Source organism: Kitasatospora sp. cg17-2, from assembly GCF_054031055.1.
This window is the reverse complement of the sequence record NZ_CM132923.1, coordinates 6,572,849-6,590,523: the sequence shown is the minus strand read 5'-3', so window position 1 is coordinate 6,590,523 and position 17,675 is coordinate 6,572,849. Positions and strand designations below refer to the sequence as shown.

Sequence of the window (17,675 nt, the reverse complement as noted above, 5' to 3'; positions counted from 1 at the left end):
GCACTCTCCTCGGTGAAGTTCTGTCTCATCGGTCACATCCGGGCAGATCCGGACAGGTACGGAGCGTCCGCCAGTGCAGCACACCGCACCGACAGCCGTTCCCCTCCGTGTGCGCACCCCTCCGCTGGGTGCACAGCACGGCAGGCCGGTCCCGCGCAGCTTGTACGCGCTCCGCGAACAAGAGCCGTGCCGGATTCGGGACGCCGGGGCTCCATCTCCTCCCGGTACCACTGCTCCTGGCGGACCGTGGGACCGGGCACAGGCTCCGGAACTGCCGTTATGCAGGCTACCGGGGCCCGGGACGGGGCTTATGCTCCAACCCAGCAGAGGATTATGCTACGCGGACTCCCGCACCCGGTTCCGATCGGGCGTTCGAGCCGCGGGCGGATCCTGGGATCCGGTACGCATGAACCACCGGCCCCCGGGGCACGTCCTCATCAACGACAGCAGAATCCTCAGAGAAGAAAAGCCACGAGCGGGAACGTTTTCGGCCTGGTTGGATGTTGACCCTGGTACGACAGCTCGTCGAGCTAGAGAAGAGGCGACGTGACTACTGTTCTGACCCCTGCGAGCCCGCTCACCGCGGCTGACCGCTGCGACCGCTGCGGCGCCCAGGCCTACCTGCGCGTCGTACTCGCCAGCGGTGGAGAGCTGCTCTTCTGCGCCCACCACGGCCGGAAGTTCGAGCCGGAGCTCAAGAAGATCGCCGTGGAGATACAGGACGAGAGCAACCGCCTCGGCACCACTGCCGCCACGGCCACCGAAGACGAGCGCTGATCCCGGGCGCCGCCAGCAGCAGACCGACGTCGAGCTGTGTCCGGTCGCACACCGCGTGCGACCGGGTGAGCCGGGCGACCGCCCCCCTGGGGGCCGGCCGCCCGGCTTCGTCGTTCCCGGACCGCCTGTCCCGACCCCGCCTGTCCCGGAGCGCCGACTCCGCTCGCCCCGGATCCCGGCCCCCCTGCCCACCGGCTCCCGGATCCCCGGCCCCGGTAGCGGCCCGATCGGGCGGCGGTCCGTGCCCCTTCGGCTACAGCAGGGCGCGGACCGCGTCCGAGACCGAGGCGATCCTCGTGTAGACACCCGGGTGGGCGGCCTCGGCGCAGCCCGTCCCCCAGGACACCAGCCCCGCGAGCCGGCCCGCGACCACCAGCGGCCCGCCGCTGTCGCCCTGGCAGGCGTCCTTCCCGCCGCGCTCCTCGCCCGCGCACACCATGCCCCGGGCGTCGAAACGCCCGTCCTGGCCGCCCGGGTAGGCCTGGGCGCAGGTCTGGTCCGCGATGACCGGCACGTCCACGCCCCGCAGCTGGGGCGAGTAGTCGCCGTGACCGGTGGTGTCCCCCCAGCCGTAGACCCGGGCCGGGGTCCCCGCGCGGTACGGCTCGGTCTCGCCCTGGCCGACCAGGTCGATCACCGGCCGGCTCCCCTGCGACTCGGCGAGGGTGACCACCGCCACATCGTTCATGTTGGTGGTGAACGAGTAGTCGGGGTGGATCCGGACCTCCCGCACCTCCACCTCCCGGCCGACCGTGCCGCGCAGGTCGTCCCGGCCGACCACGACCCGCAGCCCGGGCCGGTCCACCTGGTGCCCGCCGGACTCGTCGTAGAAGCAGTGCGCCGCCGTCACCACCTTGGTGGGGGTGACCAGCGCTCCCCCGCAGAACTGGCCCGAGCGGCCGGAGCCGAACTGCTGCCGGCTGGCCAGGGCCACCACCCAGGGGTGGTCGCCCGTGCTCTCGGCCGTTCCGCCGACGATCCGCCCCTGCGGCCGCGCCTGCGCGGCGGCGGTGGCCGGGCCGAACGCCAGCAGCGGCCCGGGCAGTGCGGCCAGCAGCGTCAGCACGGCGGCCCGGCGGTACCGGGGCAGCCGGCGGGCGGGAGCGGGCCGGGCGGTCGCCCGGGCCGCGCGCGCGGCGGGGCGGACGGCGCGGGGCGCGTCGGTCGGCGGGTCGGCGCGGTCCGGACGGTCCGGGGTGGGCGGCACCGTGTCTCCAGGTGGCTCGGCAGCAGGCAACCGGCACAGCGTAGGTGACCGGCCACGGTCCGCGACCGCTCAGCGGCGCACCGCCACCCGGACGAGCGACAAGGGCCACCCGGACGGTGACGTCCGCCCCTCCCGAACAGCCGGAAGGCCCGGAGCGCGGAGCTCCGGGCCTTCCGGTCGGACGTCGGTGCCGAACCGTCGATCAGTCCAGGTAGTCGCGCAGCACCTGGGAACGTGACGGGTGACGCAGCTTGGACATGGTCTTCGACTCGATCTGGCGGATGCGCTCACGGGTGACCCCGTACACCTTGCCGATCTCGTCGAGCGTCTTCGGCTGACCGTCCGTCAGGCCGAAGCGCATCGAGACCACGCCCGCCTCGCGCTCGGACAGGGTGTCCAGGACCGAGTGCAGCTGCTCCTGGAGCAGGGTGAAGGAGACCGCGTCGGCCGGGACGACCGCCTCGGAGTCCTCGATGAGGTCACCGAACTCGCTGTCGCCGTCCTCGCCGAGCGGGGTGTGCAGCGAGATGGGCTCGCGACCGTACTTCTGGACCTCGATGACCTTCTCGGGGGTCATGTCGAGTTCCTTGGCCAGCTCCTCCGGGGTGGGCTCGCGGCCCAGGTCCTGGAGCATCTGGCGCTGGACGCGGGCCAGCTTGTTGATGACCTCGACCATGTGCACCGGGATACGGATGGTGCGGGCCTGGTCGGCCATCGCTCGGGTGATCGCCTGGCGGATCCACCAGGTCGCGTAGGTGGAGAACTTGTAGCCCTTGGTGTAGTCGAACTTCTCGACCGCACGGATCAGACCGAGGTTGCCCTCCTGGATGAGGTCCAGGAAGAGCATGCCGCGACCGGTGTAGCGCTTGGCCAGCGAGACCACCAGGCGGAGGTTGGCCTCCAGCAGGTGGTTCTTGGCCCGGCGGCCGTCCTCGGCGATGATCTCCAGCTCGCGCTTGAGCTTGGGAGCGAGCTTGTCGGCGGCCGAGAGCTTGTCCTCGGCGAACAGGCCGGCCTCGATGCGCTTGGCGAGCTCGACCTCCTGCTCGGCGTTGAGCAGCGGGACCTTGCCGATCTGCTTCAGGTAGTCCTTGACCGGGTCGGCGGTGGCACCGGCGACGGCGACCTGCTGGGCCGGGGCGTCGTCCTCGTCGTCGTCGGAGAGGACGAAGCCCTCCGACTCCTCCTCCGGGGCGTCGCCCTCGGCGGCGGGCTTGTCGCCGGGCAGGGCCACGTCCTCGAGGACCTCCTCCTCGCCGAGGCCCTCCTCCTCGCCGGCCTTGCCGGTCTTGGCGGTGGTGGTCTTCTTGGCGGCGGCCTTCTTGGCCGGCGCCGCGGTCTTCTTGGCGACGGCCTTCTTCGCCACGGCCTTCTTGGCGACGGCCGCCTTCACCTCGGTGCCGACGGTCGCCCCCTCGACGGTGATCTCGGCGGACACGGTGCTGACCGGCGCGGCGGCGGCCGCGACCGTCGGAGTGGAGACGGGCGCACCGGGCGCGATGCGCACGGGCGGCTTGGTCGGGGCCGACGGAGCGGCCGGGTTCCGGGTGGTGACCGCCTTGGTCGCGGTGCGCTTGGCGGGGCTCTTGGCAGCAACGCTCTTGCGCTTGGCGCCGGCCGGTTCGGCCGCGCTGACCATGAGGTCCACCCCCTCCTCAATCAGAACCTGGTTGAGGCTGCGCATGACGTTCTTCCACTTGGTGACCGGGATCTGGTCCGCCTCGAACGCCTGGCGTACGTCGTCACCGGCGATCTGCCCCTGGGCCTTGCCCCGCTCGATGAGCGCCAGCAGAGCCGCGGACTCGGCGATCTCGGGGGGAAGTGAACGGGATGTGCTGGCCGACACGAACAACCTCTCGGACGATGAGTGGACTCGAACCCGTACCGGCCGCCCGAGCGGGCGGGGAAGGAGATCGCGCGTCGGGCACGCGGTGTCGATTCCGACCGACTCGGGTTTGAGGTCTGGGTTTGCAGGACGGCAGCAGCGCCGCGGACCAACACAGCATTCTGACACGTTGGGTTATTCCGGAGCTGCTCCCGCTCAGGAGACATCGCTGCTGCTCGTCAAGTGTTACGCATGGCCTTCGTGTCGCGGGTCACACCGGTGGGCGGCCGCGGCCCGGGGCCGACCTCCATCATCCCCCACCCGCGACCGAACCATTCACCATGGACACGCCATTCCACTGTCCGGCGGGTGCGGGTCGGCTCCGAACCGCCGTCGAACCACCGCCGGGGCACCCCTTCCGCCCCCTCCACCTCCCTTTTCGCCCTCCGTTCCCCCCACCCCCTCCGCCTCTCCGTTCCACCCCGCCGTTCCGCCCCGCCGTTCCACCCGGCCGCACCGCGCGGCCCCGGACGTACGGAGACCCCCCGGCCGCACCGTGGCGGCAGGGGGGCCGGGGGTCGCGAGGGGGACTTCGGGAGGCCGCGGAGGAATCGCGGACGTCGGACCACGACGGGGCGGGTCGGGGAGCAGGTCGCGGGGCGGGCGGCGGTGTCCGGTCGCCGAACGGTCCGCTCAGTGCTCCCGGGGCGCCGGAACGGAGGGCTCGATCTCGGGGTGGACGGTGAGCAGCGCCCGCATCGTGTTCTCGGCGGCACTGCCGTCGCCGGAGCCGAGCGCCTCCACCAGCCGGGCGTGCATCCCGACCGACGCCTCCGACGGCCGCTCGCAGGCGGTGGCCGGACCGCCGGACACCTGGAGCGCGCAGGCGACGATCCCGGAGAGGTGCTCCAGCATCCGGTTCCCGGCCAGCTGCAGGATGAGCACGTGCAGCTCGGTGTCGGCCCGGGCGTAGGTGGCGAGGTCCGCCTGGGCGCAGGCGTGACCCAGGATCTCGATCAGCTCGGCCAGCCGCTGCTGGACGTCCTCCCGGCCGTGGCCGGAGGCCAGCCGGGAGGCCAGCGGCTCGATCGCCCAGCGCAGCTCGAACAGCTCCCGGCGCTGCTCGTCGCGCTGCGGGCCGAAGGCCCGCCACTCGATGATGTCCGGGTCGAGGAGGTTCCAGTCGCTGACCGGACGGACCCGGGTGCCGACGTTGGGGCGGGCGCTGACCAGGCCCTTGGCCTCCAGCACGCGCAGCGACTCGCGGACGACGGTGCGGGAGACCTCGAACCGCTGGCCGATCTCCTCCGGGACGAGCGGCCGGTCGGCGCCGAGGTCGCCGGAGACGATCATCTGGCCCAGCTGCTGGACGAGCTGGCCGTGCAGGCCTCGGCCCCGGCTGCTGGTGGTCTTGCGGCCGACCCGGGCGAGGTCCGACTCGGCGCCCTCCCAGCGGGGCGCCGGCGGGATGGGCCGGTCGGCGTAGGAGTAGCGGTCCAGGTCGGCGGAGCCGGGGATGGCCCCATCGGCGGAACGGGCGGGGGTCATGGTGGGGTGCGCAAGGGTACTCACAGCTCCTTTGTCGGCGATCCGCGGGCACAGCTTGAGAATTCTCGTGAAAAGCACACGAAAGGGTGATCGCCCGTGACTGGATAATTGACTTCTTATCAGGGTGAACCACTCATTACGGTCACCCTTGGTCGATCTTTGCGAACCGCCCCGGCCCGCCGCGGGCTCAGAGCGCCCGGCGCCGGGCCTGCACCACCAGGGTGACCAGCAGCAACACCAGCACCGGCGCCACCGCGGCGGCCTGCAGCGCCGGATCGGTCAGGGCCGGAGCCGCCGACACCGCGCCGCCCCCCGCAACCCGACCGTCCCCGCCGTACACCCATCCGTACGCCCACTCGATCCCCGAGGGGAACGGCAGCAGTTCCGCCGCCCGGGCCGGCCAGGGCGTCCCGCTCTCCCGCAGCACCAGCGCCACCACGGACTCCAGCAGCGGCGGCAGCGCGCAGAGCAGCAGCACCCCGGCGGTGGCGCTCCGGGTCAGCGCGGCGGTCAGCACCCCGGTCCAGCCCGCCACGACCACCAGCAGCACGAAGGCCAGCAGCGCCGTCGGCGCCCCCTGCCCGGCCACCAGGGCCAGCGGCGCCGCCACCGGCGGCAGCATGTCGAGCCCGCCGGGACCGGACGGGGCCAGCGCCTCCGCGACCCGGGCGGACAGCGCGGCCGGGTCCGACCAGGCCGCCACCGTCACCCCGGCGGGCAGGGCGAAGTGCACGGTCACCGCGTCGACCAGCAGCGTGACCAGGGCGAGCAGCGCCGCCAGGGCGCCGGTCACCGCCAGCTTGGCCGTCAGCAGCCGGACCCGGCGCGGGTAGGACACCTGCGAGGCCGCCAGGCCCCGGTGCCGCACCTCGTGGCCGTACGCCAGCGCGCCCAGCACCCCGGCGCCCAGCGCCGCGAACGGCAGCGGCACCAGCGGCACCGCCGCCGTCAGCAGCCGCACCGCGGCCGCGCCGTCGAGGGTCCGGTCCCCCGCCTGGCCCGCCAGCACGCCGGCGACCACCGCGTCGCAGACCACCACGAGCCCGAGCAGCAGCCAGGTCGAACGCAGGCCGCGCACCCGGCGCAGCTCATAAGCCAGAACACGCACGGTTCACTCGCTCCGAAGGTCAGAGGTGGCGGGGACAACGGGCTCGACCGGGTGCGCCCCGGACGGCGGGGCCGGCCGGTCGGGCGCGGGCCGCTCGGCCCGGTCGGGCTGCGGACGGGTGACACGGCCCAGGCGGACGGTGTCGTCGCCCAGCAGTCCGTCGGCCGCCTCCCCCGGGCGCTCGTGGGCCTCGGCTCCCGGCGCGGCGGCCTGGGCCTGCGCCGAGCGCGCCAGGCCGGTCAACCCGTCCCGGAAGAGCCGGTCCACCGCGACCACCGGGGAGGTCTCGTCCTCCCGCCGACCGCCGCCGCGGCGCCTGGTCCGCACGGCCCCGGCGGTCTCGGCGAGCACCCCGGCCGCTTCGGCCGCCTCGGCCGCCTCGACCGCGCGTCGGGTGACGGCCCGGGCGCCGCGGCGGGGCCCCGGCGCGGCGGGCGCGGTCACGGCCGACGAGCCGCCGGCCGGGGACGGCGCCACCGGCAGGGCGAGGGTGGGCGAGGGCTCCAGGTCCTGGGTGGTGGAGACCAGCGCCCGGGGCCGCGCCACCGGCATGGCCACCGTCCGGTCGGCCCGTTCGGCCTGTTCGACCTGTTCGGCCCGTTCGGTGCATCCGGTCGGTCCGGTCTGTCCGGTCCGGCCCGCCGTCAGCGCCATCGCGTCCTCCGGCACCGCGGCGTCCGCCGTCGGTGCCACCGGGGCCGCTCCGGACACCGGCGCATCCGCGGTCTCGGGCGTCCGGGGGCGGCCCGGACCGCTCGCGACCACCCGCAGGTCCGCCCGGGGGGCCGGCCGCTCGGCGACCCGGTCGGCGAGTTCGTGCAACAGGATGCCGTGGCGGTAGGCGAGTTCGCCGATCTCGGTCCGGCCGACGCCGGACACCGCCAGTTCGGTCCCGCCCTCCCGCCGGACCTGCGCGCCCTGACCGGCCAGCAGATCGGCGAGCCGGGCCATCTGAGGACCCCGCACCGCGACCTCCGGGCTGAGCCGGGTGCGCCGGAACTCCGTCACCGACTGGTCCGCCGCCATCCGTCCCCGGTCCAGGGTCACCACCCGGTCGGCGAGCTGCGAGGCCTCCTGCGGGGTGCGGGTGGTGACCAGGACCGTACCGCCGTCCGCGGCGAAGGACCGCAGGAAGGCGTGGAACCACTCCACGTTGCGCGGCGAGAGGCCTTCGGTGGGCGCGTCCAGGAGCAGCGTGCCGGGCTCGCCGAGCAGAGCGGCCGCCAGGGCGAGCCGCCGGTGCATGCCCGGCGAGTAGGTGCGCAGGCGCTGCTCGGCGACAGCGGCGAGCCTGGTCCGCTCCAGGAGTTCGTCGGCCCGCCTGGTGGGCGCGCCGACCGCGGCCGCCAGCATCCTGAGGTGCCCCCGGGCCTTCCGGCCGGGGTGCCCGGCGAGGTCGACCGCCCCGGGGGTGCCGCCGGATCCGGACAGGAGCACCCCGACCTCGCGCTCCGGCCGACGCAGCCGGCGGTAGGTGCGGCCGTCGAAGAGGGTGACGCCCCGGCCCCGTTCGAGTTCCAGCATCAGCCGCAGCGCGGTCGACTTGCCCGCCCCCTCGGGGCCGAGCAGGGCCGTCACCGCGCCCGGGCGGGCCTCGAAGGTCAGGTCCAGCAGCACCGGGGGGCCTCCCCCTCGGTGAACCTTGGTCAGTCCGGTGATCTGGATCATCGCTGGCTGCTCCCATGCCCTCGGCCGACCTGGTCCGCGGCGCGCCGGGTCGCACCCGCACGGTTCCGCGCCAGCACATTAGGGGCCCGCGGCGGAGATTCCGGGCATTACGGGAGCGCCACGGGCCGACCGCCCGCCCACCTCACCCGATCAGGGGACAATCCGATCCTGCGACCGAGCCGCGTGGGCCGGGACGGCGCGAGGCACCGGCCCCGCCGGGGCACCCCGGCCGGACCGTGGCGACCGGGGGCTCAGGACTCCGGACGCAGCATCGGCGGGTTGAGCACATTGGCCCCGCCGGAGGTGAACAGCTGGGCCGGGCGCCCGCCCTGACGGGTCGTCGTGCCGCCGGAGGGCAGCAGGAAGCCCGGGGTGCCGGTGACCTTGCGGTGGAAGTTCCGCGGGTCGAGCACCACGCCCCAGACCGCCTCGTAGACGCGGCGCAGCTCGCCGACGGTGAACTCGGTCGCGCAGAACGCCGTCGCCAGCGAGGAGTACTCGATCTTGGAGCGGGCACGCTCCACCCCGTCCGCCAGGATCAGGCCGTGGTCGAAGGCGAGCGGGACGCCGTCGGCCCGGTCCGGGCCGAGGAGCTCGGTGACCGGGGCCCAACGGGCGCCGCTCGCGTCGCCGCCCGCGCGCGGGGTCGGCAGGTCGGGTGCGAGCACCAGGTGGGCGACGCTGACCACCCGCATCCGCGGGTCGCGCTGGGGGTGGCCGTAGGTGGCGAGCTGTTCCAGGTGGGCGCCGGCCGCACCGGGACCGGCCGCGTCGTGCCCGGGGGCGGTGGGGGCCCGCAGGCCGGTCTCCTCGGCCAGCTCCCGCGAGGCCGCCTCGGCGAGGCCCTCGTCGGGGCGGACGAAGCCGCCCGGGAGCGCCCAGTAGCCCTGGTAGGGCGGCTCGCCCCGGCGGACCAGCAGGGCGCAGAGCGCGTGCTCGCGCACCGTCAGCACGACCAGGTCGACCGTGACTGCGAACGGGGGGAAGGCCGACGGGTCATAACGCGACATGGCGACGATCATAGTCGTCTCTCTGACGATAAGCACAGGCCCGGGTACGGACCGTGCTGGGACGGCACTCCCGGCCCTCCCGCCTCTCCGCCGTGCCCGGTCCGGCCGGTCCGGTGCGGGCCGGACCACGGGGGCGGGCGGGCGGAGGCGGTGGCGACGTCAGCGGGCCACCAGCTGGAGTTCCGCGGACGCCTCCTCCACCATCGCCACGCCGATCCGGCTGACCCGCACCGAGAAGGGCTCCCCGGCGACCCGCAGTCCGGTCAGCTCCAGCTCCCCGAGCGGCGCGGTGCTGGCCGGGCGGACCAGCACCCGCCCGCCGGGCACGTCCGGCCGGACCCCGGCGAGCGCGAACACCGCGTACGCGGCCCCGGCGGACGAGACCGCGGCCGGCCGGCAGGCACCCGGGTGCGGGACCGGCGGGGAGCCGGGCGTCCACTGCTCCCCCGCGTACATCTCGGGCAGCCGCCCCTCGAAGTGGGCCGCCGCCGCGAGCAGCCCCTCCAGCAGGGCCCCCGCCTCGTTCTCGTGGCCGGCCTCGGCGAGCCCGGCGACGGCGAGCGCGGTCTCGTGGACGCGCACCGCACCGCTGCGGTGGCCGAGCGGGTTGAACCGGGGGGACTTGGCACTGAGCGTGCGCAGCCCCCAGCCGCTGTCCAGCTCCGGCGCCGCCAGCCGTTGGGCGAGCAGCCTGGTCTGCTCGCGGTCCAGCAGGGACTCGTGACGGCCGCCGTCGGCGGCGAGGCCGGGATCGAGCAGGTGGACCAGGGCGGCGGCCACGGCGGGCAGCGGCTGCCCGCCCGGGGCGAGTCCGGCGGCCGGGCGCCCGCCGGACAGGTCGTCCAGCCAGAACCGCTCACGGAACCGGCCGCGCAGAGCGGCCGCCCAGCTCCGCCACTCCTCGGCGCCGGGCCGGCCGAAGGCCGCCAGCAGGTCGGCCCCGTGCAGGGCCGCCCGGTGCGCCTGGGCCTGGACCTCGGCCCGGGCCGGCACCGGATGGGCGGCGCGCTCCTCGACCGGGCGGCTCAGATCGGTGACGAAACCGTCCACCAGGCCCTCGCGCAGCGCGCCGAGCGCGCGCTCGGCGGCCGGGAGGAGTTCGGCGACCTCCGCCCGGGGCAGGCCCCACCGCCAGGCCTCGGCCAGCACGGTGACGAACAGCAGGGTGGCCTCGGTGGCGGTGCAGGTCGGCGGCAGCTCGGGGCCGCCGTGCCGCAGCGCGCCGGGCAGCAGCCCCTCCGGGCGGCGGCCGCCCTGGCCGGGACCGCCCGCCCCAGCGGCGGGCTGCTGCTGACGGCGGGCCAGCGCGCGCAGGGTCCCGGCGGCCAGCCGGGTGCCGAGCGGCAGGGTCATCCGGGCCGCCCAGAGCGCGTCGGCCGGGGCCAGGCCGAACCGCCAGGGCGCGCCGGAGGCCAGGTAGAGGTCGGTCGGCCGGTCCGGGTCGGCGAACAGCAGACCGCCCAGGGAGTCCAGGGATCGCGACACCACCAGGGCCACCCGGGGGTCGTCGCAGCGCACCTCGGGCTCGGCCCAGGGCAGCGGGACGCCGGGGCCGCGACCGCCGGGCGGGCGCGGGCCGGGAACCGTGCTCTCCAGCTCGGCCCGGAGCTCGACCGACCAGCGCGCGCCCGGCTGGACGTCGAGGTCCCAGCGCAGCACCCCGGCACCGGCCAGCACGGCGTGCGGCGAGGGCTGGGCGCTGACCGTGGCGCTGTGCGTGGGCCCCGCCCAGCGCAGCCCCGCGGACTGCACCTGGCCGGGAAGGTCCGGCGAGCGGTGGCCGGCGGCGATCTCGGCGACCGGGCCGAGGTCGGTGGAGAGCGCGATCTCCAGCGGCAGCCGGGCCGGGCGGCCGCCGGCGTTGCGCACCGTGACGGTCTCCACGCCGTCGGCGTGCCGCAGCCGCTCGACGGTGAGCGCCGGGTCCGGGTCGAGGTCGCCGGGGAGGCGGACGGCCCCCAGGAACCGGGCCTGGGCCGCCGTGGTCAGGGTGCCCTGGAGCGGGAGCGGTTCGATCCCGCCGAGCCGCAGCTCCATCCGGGCCACCACCCGGACGCCGGAGCGGTAGAACCCGTGCAGGCCGTGCCCGCGCAACTGGCCGTCGGGGTCCGAGGCCGCCATCGCCGGCGCCTTCACGCACAGCACCGCCTGATGGACCGCGGCCGGCTGCGGGCGCGGCGGCGCGGACCTGGCCGGACCACCGGCGCCGGCCGGGTGGGCCTGGTCAGGCCGGCCCGCCGGTCTCGGCGCGCCGACCACACTCTCGGCCGGTGCGGCCTGTGGCGGCCTCATCGCGGTCACCGGACTCTCCTCCCCTCGGCGGTCCGGTGGCCGGTCAGGCCGATGGGCCGCGAGCATGCTCGATCGCGTGCTGGTTCCGGACCGGCGGAATCCCCGCCGGTCTGTGCCGTGTCTGGCCGTACCCGGTGCCGGGCCGTGCCATGCGGTGCCGGGTACCCGGTCGGTACCCGCCCCGCGTCGTTGGCCCCCGGGCGTTCTCGCGCCCGGAGGTCCCCGCCTCCCCGTTGCCCGGTCGGGCCCGACGGTCCGACCGCACCCGTCGCCGACCCGGGGCCGGCGTCCGGTCCCGTCCTGGCGACCGTCGGACGGCGGCCCGCACCGGCGCCGCGTCGGGCACCCGTCCGACGGCACCGTCACCGGTGCCGGGTCGGGTCCCGGTCCGCCCCGCCCGGGGCGGTGACGCCCGGGCGCAGGGCCCCCGGGGACAACGCCGGAGACCGGCCACAGGTCACGCCCACCGGGCGTCCGAGGCCCGCCCGGCGCACCGCGACCGCGTGCTGCCCGCCGGGGCTGCCGATCCGTGGTCCCGGCCCGGCCGCACGGTCCGCCGGGTGGGCGGTCGCGGGCGGCTGCCGCCGGAGGCGGCCCCGGGCCGCGGCCAGGATACGGTGCGGGGGTCGCGGGCCCGCCACCGGCAACCCCGGGCGGAGCCGGAGCGACCGCTGTGACCAGCAGAGACCGAGGAGTTGTATGTCGACCGCCAGCCGGCTGCCCGGGATTGCCTTCACCGAGCACGTCTTCCAGGTGCCGCTCGACCACGCCGCCCCACAGGGCGAGCAGATCGAGGTGTACGCCCGCGAGGTGGTGGCCTCGGGCCGGACCGGGGACACCGACCTGCCCTGGTTGCTGTTCCTCCAGGGCGGACCGGGGGGCAAGGCCGGCCGGCCGCTCGGCCGGGACGGCTGGCTGGAGCGCGCGCTCGACGACCACCAGGTGCTCCTGCTCGACCAGCGCGGCACCGGCCGCTCCACACCCGCCACCCGGCAGACGCTGGCCCGGCGGGGCGGGGCCGAGGAGCAGGCGGAGTATCTGTCGCACTTCCGGGCCGACTCGATCGTGCGGGACGCCGAGCTGATCCGCCGCCGGCTGCTCGGCGGCGACCGCCGCTGGAGTGTGCTCGGTCAGAGCTTCGGCGGCTTCTGCACCCTCACCTACCTCTCGATCGCTCCCGAGGGACTGGACCGGGCCTTCGTCACCGGCGGCCTGGCCGGTCTGCGCAGCTCCGCCGCCGACGTCTACCGGGCCGCGTACCCGCGGGTCGTCGGCAAGAACGAGGACCACTACGCGCGGTTCCCGCAGGACGTCGACGCGGTGCGGCGGATCGCCGGGCACCTCGTCGGGACCCCGGCCACCCTGCCCGACGGCGGGCTGCTCACCGTCGAGGCGTTCCAGGCCCTCGGGATGCTGCTCGGCACCGGCAGCGGCTCCGGGACGCTCCACTACCTGCTGGAGGAGGCCTGGGTGGAGGGCGTGGAGGGCCCCGAACTCTCCGACACCTTCCTCGCCGGCGCCCAGGCGCAGCTCTCCTTCGCCCAGGGCCCGCTCTACGCCGTCCTGCACGAGTCGATCTACGGCCAGCGCTCGGTGGACCCGGCCGGGACCGCCTGGGCGGCCGAGCGGGTGCGCGCGGAGTTCCCGGAGTTCGACGCCCGCGCCGCGCTGGAGTCGGGCGCCCCGGTGCTGTTCACCGGGGAGATGATCTACCCCGGGGTGTTCGACACCGATCCGGCGCTGCGCCCGCTGAAGGAGACCGCGGAGCTGCTCGCCGCCCGCACCGACTGGCCGGACCTGTACGACCCGGCCGTGCTCGCCGCCAACGAGGTGCCGGTGTTCGCGGCGGTCTACCACGACGACATGTACGTCGACACCGCCGACTCGCTGGAGACCGCGCGGGCCGTGCGCGGGGTGCGGACCTGGATCACCAACGAGTGGGAGCACGACGGCCTCCGGGTCAGCGGGGGCAAGGTACTGGACCGGCTGATCGCGATGGCGCGCGGCGAGGTGTAGCCCGCCCGCGCCCCGGGCCGCCCGGCGGCTCCCCGGTCGGCCGACAGGCCGGCGGTCGGGGCGGTCGGTCGGACGACCGGGGAGGCGGACCGTCGGTCGGCCGGACGTGCGGCACGGGAGGCCTTCGACGGACCCGGCCCGGCCGCCCCGGAGGTCACCGCGCACGGCGCTGCCCCCACTCCGCCCTGGGCGCCGGAACGGGGACCCGCGCCCGGCAGAGCCCGCCCCCGGTGCTCCGACCGACAGCGTCCGGCCCGGCCGGGTGGCCGGGGGGCTCCGCCGTACCGGTGCTGTCGGCGCTGCGGGAGCCGGGCCCCGGCGGGGTGTCGACGGGCGACGAGCCCGCCACCGGGCGACCGCGCCGCCGTCGGCCCCGGCGGGCCTTCCCCCGCGCCGGAGCGCCCGCCTCCGCGCCACCGGGCCCGGGCTCCGCCGCCCCTCCCCCGGCCGGGTCGGAACCGGGACCGGGCGCACCACCGAGGTCCGGGCCGGGAGGCGGCTCCGGAGCCGCCTCCGGTCCTGCGGCCGCTGCCTCGCCCTCCGCCCGCTCCTGCTCGGTGCGGCGCTGCCGCTCCTCCTCGATGCTCGCCAGCAGCACCTCCGGCGCGAACCCGCCGTTCATCGACTCGTAGAGCAGCTGCGCGAGCAGGTAGCCGGGGGCACGGCGGAGCGTGTGGCCGAGCACCACCCGCGCGGTCGCGGCGTCCCCCGCGACCCACGACACCCAGGCCAGCAGGGTGAGCGGCGGAGCGGCGAGGCGCTCGTGGGGCGCCACGCAGCGGGTGACCAGGAACGCCCAGAGCCGCCGGGTGGACGCGAGCTCGGCCGGGCGGGCGTACTCGGCGGCGCGGTCCCGCAGGACCCGGTCCTGGAGCGCCAGCAGCAGCTCGGCCGCCCGGTCGTCGTCGAGCGAGACGGCCCCGGCCATGAACTCCGCGACGGCCGTGTCGACCAGCCGGGCGCCCTCCCGCCGGTCGAGCGGCCTCCGCCACCCGCCAGGGGCGACCCCGGCCCGGGCGAGGGCCGCCCGCGCGGACTCCGCCCCGGGCGGGCCGATCGGGGCCAGCCCGGCCAGGATCTCCTTGCGGCTGCCGCGCGGCGCCAGGCCCGCGACGGTCGCCGCGACCGCGACCGGACCGGGCCCGGGCCGGCTCCGGACCGGATGGCCCCCCGGATGGCAGCAGCCCTCCCGGGTGCAGAGGTAGGACCACCAGCGGCCCGCCGAGACGCAGAGCGACTCCTTGACCCGCACGCCCCGGCTCTCGAAGGACTGCCGCAGGCGCTCGGCGAGCGGCCGCAACCGCTCCGCCACCGGCGGGCCGTGCTCCCGGCCCGGCCCCCGCACGGCCGGGTCCTGGCAGAGGTAGAGGAGCACCTGGACCGGCCGCTGCTCCTGCCGCTCGGAGAGCCGGACCATGAGGGCGGCCGTCTCCTCCGCGGCGGACGGCCACTCGGCCTCGGACTCCGGGATGTCCAGCCGGATCACCCCGCCCTGGTGCAGGCCGGGCGGCTGCAGCCCGACCGCGACGATGCTGTCGTCCGGGAAGAAGCCGAGGAGGTAGGGCAGCGCCTCGGCCATGTCGGCCGGGCCCCGCATGGTGAGCGAACGGCCACCGGGACCGTCGCCGAAGGGAAGCGCGATGTGTTCGTTGCTCATGGCCCGAAGGCTGTCCCAATTTCCCGGGACCCTCGGAAAATTCTTCGGAATCTGTGGATAAACCCGGCCTGTGAATAACTCCTCCCTCGTTCGGCGTACGGTCGCCTCACTCGCCCGAGGGAAAAATGACGGCCGTTCAGCAGAAGAACGGATGAAATACCTCCGGACTTCGCCCGTCCCTCACCCACCGCCGTTCGCCCGCTGTCGGTCCCTCGGGGTTTCATGGACGCCATGGAGCAGCCGAAGACCCACACCACCGCCACCACCGCCGACCGGGCCGAGGTCCGGGTCCGGGCCGAGGCCGTCCTGCGCGAGCTGGCCGGCCCCGGCGCGACCCTGCGCGAGGACCAGTGGACGGCCATCGAGGCCCTGGTCGTCGACCACCGCCGGGCCCTGGTGGTGCAGCGCACCGGCTGGGGCAAGTCCGCCGTCTACTTCATCGCCACCTCCCTGCTGCGCGCCCGGGGCGCCGGGCCGACGGTGATCGTCTCGCCGCTGCTCGCCCTGATGCGCAACCAGGTGGACTCGGCCGCCAGGGCCGGCATCCACGCCCGCACCATCAACTCCGCCAACACCGACGAGTGGGACGCCGTCCAGGCCGAGGTCGCCGCCGGGGCCGTCGACGTCCTGCTGGTCAGCCCCGAGCGGCTGAACAACCCCGACTTCCGCGACCACGTGCTGCCCAAGCTCGCCGCCTCCACCGGCCTGCTGGTGGTCGACGAGGCCCACTGCATCTCCGACTGGGGCCACGACTTCCGCCCCGACTACCGGCGGCTGCGCACCATGCTCGCCGAGCTCACCCCCGGGGTACCGGTACTGGCCACCACCGCCACGGCCAACGCCCGGGTCACCGCCGACGTCGCCGAGCAGCTCGGCACCGGCGCCGGCGACGAGCACGCCCTGGTGCTGCGCGGCCCGCTCGACCGCGAGAGCCTCACCCTCGGTGTGCTCACCCTGCCCGACCCGGCGCACCGGCTGGCCTGGCTCGCCGACCACCTCGACCGGCTGCCCGGCTCCGGCATCGTCTACACCCTCACGGTCGCCGCCGCCGACGAGGTGACGGCCTTCCTGCGCGAGCGCGGCTTCGCGGTCGCCTCCTACTCCGGCCGCACCGAGGACGCCGAGCGCCGCACCGCCGAGGCCGACCTGCTGGCCAACCGGGTCAAGGCGCTGGTCGCCACCTCCGCCCTCGGCATGGGCTTCGACAAGCCCGACCTCGGCTTCGTGGTCCACCTCGGCTCGCCCAGCTCCCCGATCGCCTACTACCAGCAGGTCGGCCGGGCCGGGCGCGGGGTCGACCGGGCGGAGGTGCTGCTGCTGCCCGGTCGCGAGGACGAGGCGATCTGGCGCTACTTCGCCTCGCTCGCCTTCCCGCCCGAGGAGCAGGTCCGCCGCACCATCGACGCGCTGGCCGAGGCCGGCCGGCCGCTCTCCACCGCCGCGCTGGAGCCGCGGGTGGACCTCCGCCGCACCCGGCTGGAGACCATGCTCAAGGTGCTCGACGTGGACGGCGCCGTCCACCGGGTCAAGGGCGGCTGGACGGCCACCGGCCGGAGCTGGGAGTACGACAGCGCCCGCTACGCCAAGGTCGCCGCCTCCCGGGAGGCCGAGCAGCGGGCGATGCGCGAGTACGCGACCGGCGGCGGCTGCCGGATGGAGTTCCTGCGCCGCCAGCTGGACGACGAGGAGGCCGTGCCGTGCGGGCGGTGCGACAACTGCGCCGGGCCGCTGCACGGGCCCGAGGTCTCGGCCCAGGCGCTGGAGGCGGCCCGGGCCGCGCTCGGCCGCCCCGGCGTGGGCTTCGAGCCGCGGCGGCTCTGGCCCACCGGCATGGACGCCCTGGGCGTCCCGCTCAAGGGCCGCATCCCGGCCGGGGAGCAGGCCGAGACGGGCCGCGCGCTCGGCCGCCTCTCGGACATCGGCTGGGGCAACCGGCTGCGCTCCCTGCTCGCCGACCAGGCCCCGGACGGGCCGGTCCCCGGCGAGGCGGTGGACGCGCTGGTCACCGTGCTGGCCGACTGGGCGCGCGGGCCGGGCGGCTGGGCCGGGCCGGCGGCGGCCGACGGCGCCCGGCTGGACCGGCCGGTCGGCGTGGTCACCATGGCCTCCTCGTCCAGGCCCCAGCTGGTCGGCAGCCTCGGTGCCAGGATCGCCGAGATCGGGCGGATGCCGCTGCTCGGGCGCATCGAGTACGCGACCGGGCAGCCGCCGCACGGCTCGCGCAGCAACAGCGCCCAGCGGCTGAACTCGGTGGCGGGCGCGCTCACCCTGCCGCCGGAGCTGGCCTCGGCGCTAGCGGCCGTCGGCGGACCGGTGCTGCTGGTGGACGACCTGGTCGACTCGGGGTGGACGGTCACCGTGGCCGCCCGGCTGCTGCGCCGGGCCGGGGCCAGCGCGGTCCTGCCGCTCGTCCTGGCGGTCCAGGGCTGACGGAAGGCGTCGTCCCCGCTCCGGCCCGGGGACGACGCAGGGACGACGCGACGTCGGAGCGGGGACGGAGCGGGGACGCGGGCACCGGAACGGCCGGGGAGGGAGAACGGCGGGAGGGCGGAAACAGCACGAGGACG

The 17,675-nt window shown here is 75.9% G+C and carries 11 protein-coding genes; 3 read left to right on the top strand and 8 right to left on the bottom strand.

All coding sequences use genetic code 11. The features are described from left to right. Positions 1–546: 546 nt before the first annotated feature. A complete protein-coding gene (locus ACW14Y_RS27715) occupies positions 547–777 on the top strand; it encodes a DUF7455 domain-containing protein (RefSeq protein WP_380310858.1) in 231 nt (76 codons plus the stop codon). Between the two features lie 253 nt (positions 778–1,030). On the opposite strand, the gene ACW14Y_RS27710 is transcribed toward ACW14Y_RS27715, so the two are convergent. The 7 genes from ACW14Y_RS27710 to ACW14Y_RS27680 form a co-directional block, all read right to left on the bottom strand. Continuing rightward, a complete protein-coding gene (locus tag ACW14Y_RS27710; RefSeq protein ID WP_456988268.1) occupies positions 1,031–1,867 on the bottom strand; it encodes a S1 family peptidase in 837 nt (278 codons plus the stop codon). Positions 1,868–2,186: 319 nt separating this feature from the next. Further along, on the bottom strand, positions 2,187–3,836 hold the full coding sequence (locus tag ACW14Y_RS27705; protein ID WP_266274373.1) for an RNA polymerase sigma factor: 1,650 nt from the start codon (positions 3,834–3,836) through the stop codon (positions 2,187–2,189). A gap of 666 nt (positions 3,837–4,502) precedes the next feature. Beyond that, entirely contained in the window at positions 4,503–5,435 is a 933-nt protein-coding gene (locus ACW14Y_RS27700; protein ID WP_380310860.1) for a FadR/GntR family transcriptional regulator, read from the bottom strand. Positions 5,436–5,544: 109 nt separating this feature from the next. Beyond that, entirely contained in the window at positions 5,545–6,465 is a 921-nt protein-coding gene (locus ACW14Y_RS27695; RefSeq protein WP_380310862.1) for a hypothetical protein, read from the bottom strand. A gap of 3 nt (positions 6,466–6,468) precedes the next feature. Then, positions 6,469–8,133: an ATP-binding cassette domain-containing protein gene (locus ACW14Y_RS27690; protein ID WP_456983695.1), complete on the bottom strand. Its 1,665-nt coding sequence runs from the start codon at positions 8,131–8,133 to the stop codon at positions 6,469–6,471. A 251-nt stretch (positions 8,134–8,384) separates the two neighbouring features. Further along, positions 8,385–9,143 carry an NUDIX hydrolase gene (locus ACW14Y_RS27685; protein WP_266313180.1) on the bottom strand — a complete coding sequence of 253 codons (759 nt, stop codon included), beginning with the start codon at positions 9,141–9,143 and terminating at the stop codon, positions 8,385–8,387. A gap of 159 nt (positions 9,144–9,302) precedes the next feature. Next, positions 9,303–11,435, bottom strand: coding sequence for a glycogen debranching N-terminal domain-containing protein (locus ACW14Y_RS27680; protein ID WP_380301950.1), 2,133 nt, complete (start codon positions 11,433–11,435; stop codon positions 9,303–9,305). 699 nt (positions 11,436–12,134) lie between these two features. Between ACW14Y_RS27680 and ACW14Y_RS27675 the strand changes: the two genes are divergently transcribed. Next, positions 12,135–13,451 carry an alpha/beta fold hydrolase gene (locus ACW14Y_RS27675; protein WP_456983694.1) on the top strand — a complete coding sequence of 439 codons (1,317 nt, stop codon included), beginning with the start codon at positions 12,135–12,137 and terminating at the stop codon, positions 13,449–13,451. Between the two features lie 154 nt (positions 13,452–13,605). Here ACW14Y_RS27675 and ACW14Y_RS27670 read toward each other — a convergent pair whose 3' ends face one another. Next, complete coding sequence (locus tag ACW14Y_RS27670) at positions 13,606–15,108, bottom strand: DUF4192 domain-containing protein (protein WP_380301891.1); 1,503 nt, start codon at positions 15,106–15,108, stop codon at positions 13,606–13,608. Between the two features lie 231 nt (positions 15,109–15,339). Here ACW14Y_RS27670 and ACW14Y_RS27665 point away from each other — a divergent pair, with 231 nt between their 5' ends. Further along, positions 15,340–17,538, top strand: coding sequence for a RecQ family ATP-dependent DNA helicase (locus ACW14Y_RS27665; RefSeq protein ID WP_456983693.1), 2,199 nt, complete (start codon positions 15,340–15,342; stop codon positions 17,536–17,538). The last annotated feature ends 137 nt before the right edge of the window (positions 17,539–17,675 follow it).

Coding starts and splice junctions, on each gene's coding strand:
- ACW14Y_RS27670 (WP_380301891.1), bottom strand. CDS start 15,108: ATGAGCAACGAACACATCGCGCTTCCCTTCGGCGACGGTCCCGGTGGC.
- ACW14Y_RS27685 (WP_266313180.1), bottom strand. CDS start 9,143: ATGTCGCGTTATGACCCGTCGGCCTTCCCCCCGTTCGCAGTCACGGTC.
- ACW14Y_RS27665 (WP_456983693.1), top strand. CDS start 15,340: ATGGAGCAGCCGAAGACCCACACCACCGCCACCACCGCCGACCGGGCC.
- ACW14Y_RS27675 (WP_456983694.1), top strand. CDS start 12,135: ATGTCGACCGCCAGCCGGCTGCCCGGGATTGCCTTCACCGAGCACGTC.
- ACW14Y_RS27690 (WP_456983695.1), bottom strand. CDS start 8,133: ATGATCCAGATCACCGGACTGACCAAGGTTCACCGAGGGGGAGGCCCC.
- ACW14Y_RS27680 (WP_380301950.1), bottom strand. CDS start 11,435: ATGAGGCCGCCACAGGCCGCACCGGCCGAGAGTGTGGTCGGCGCGCCG.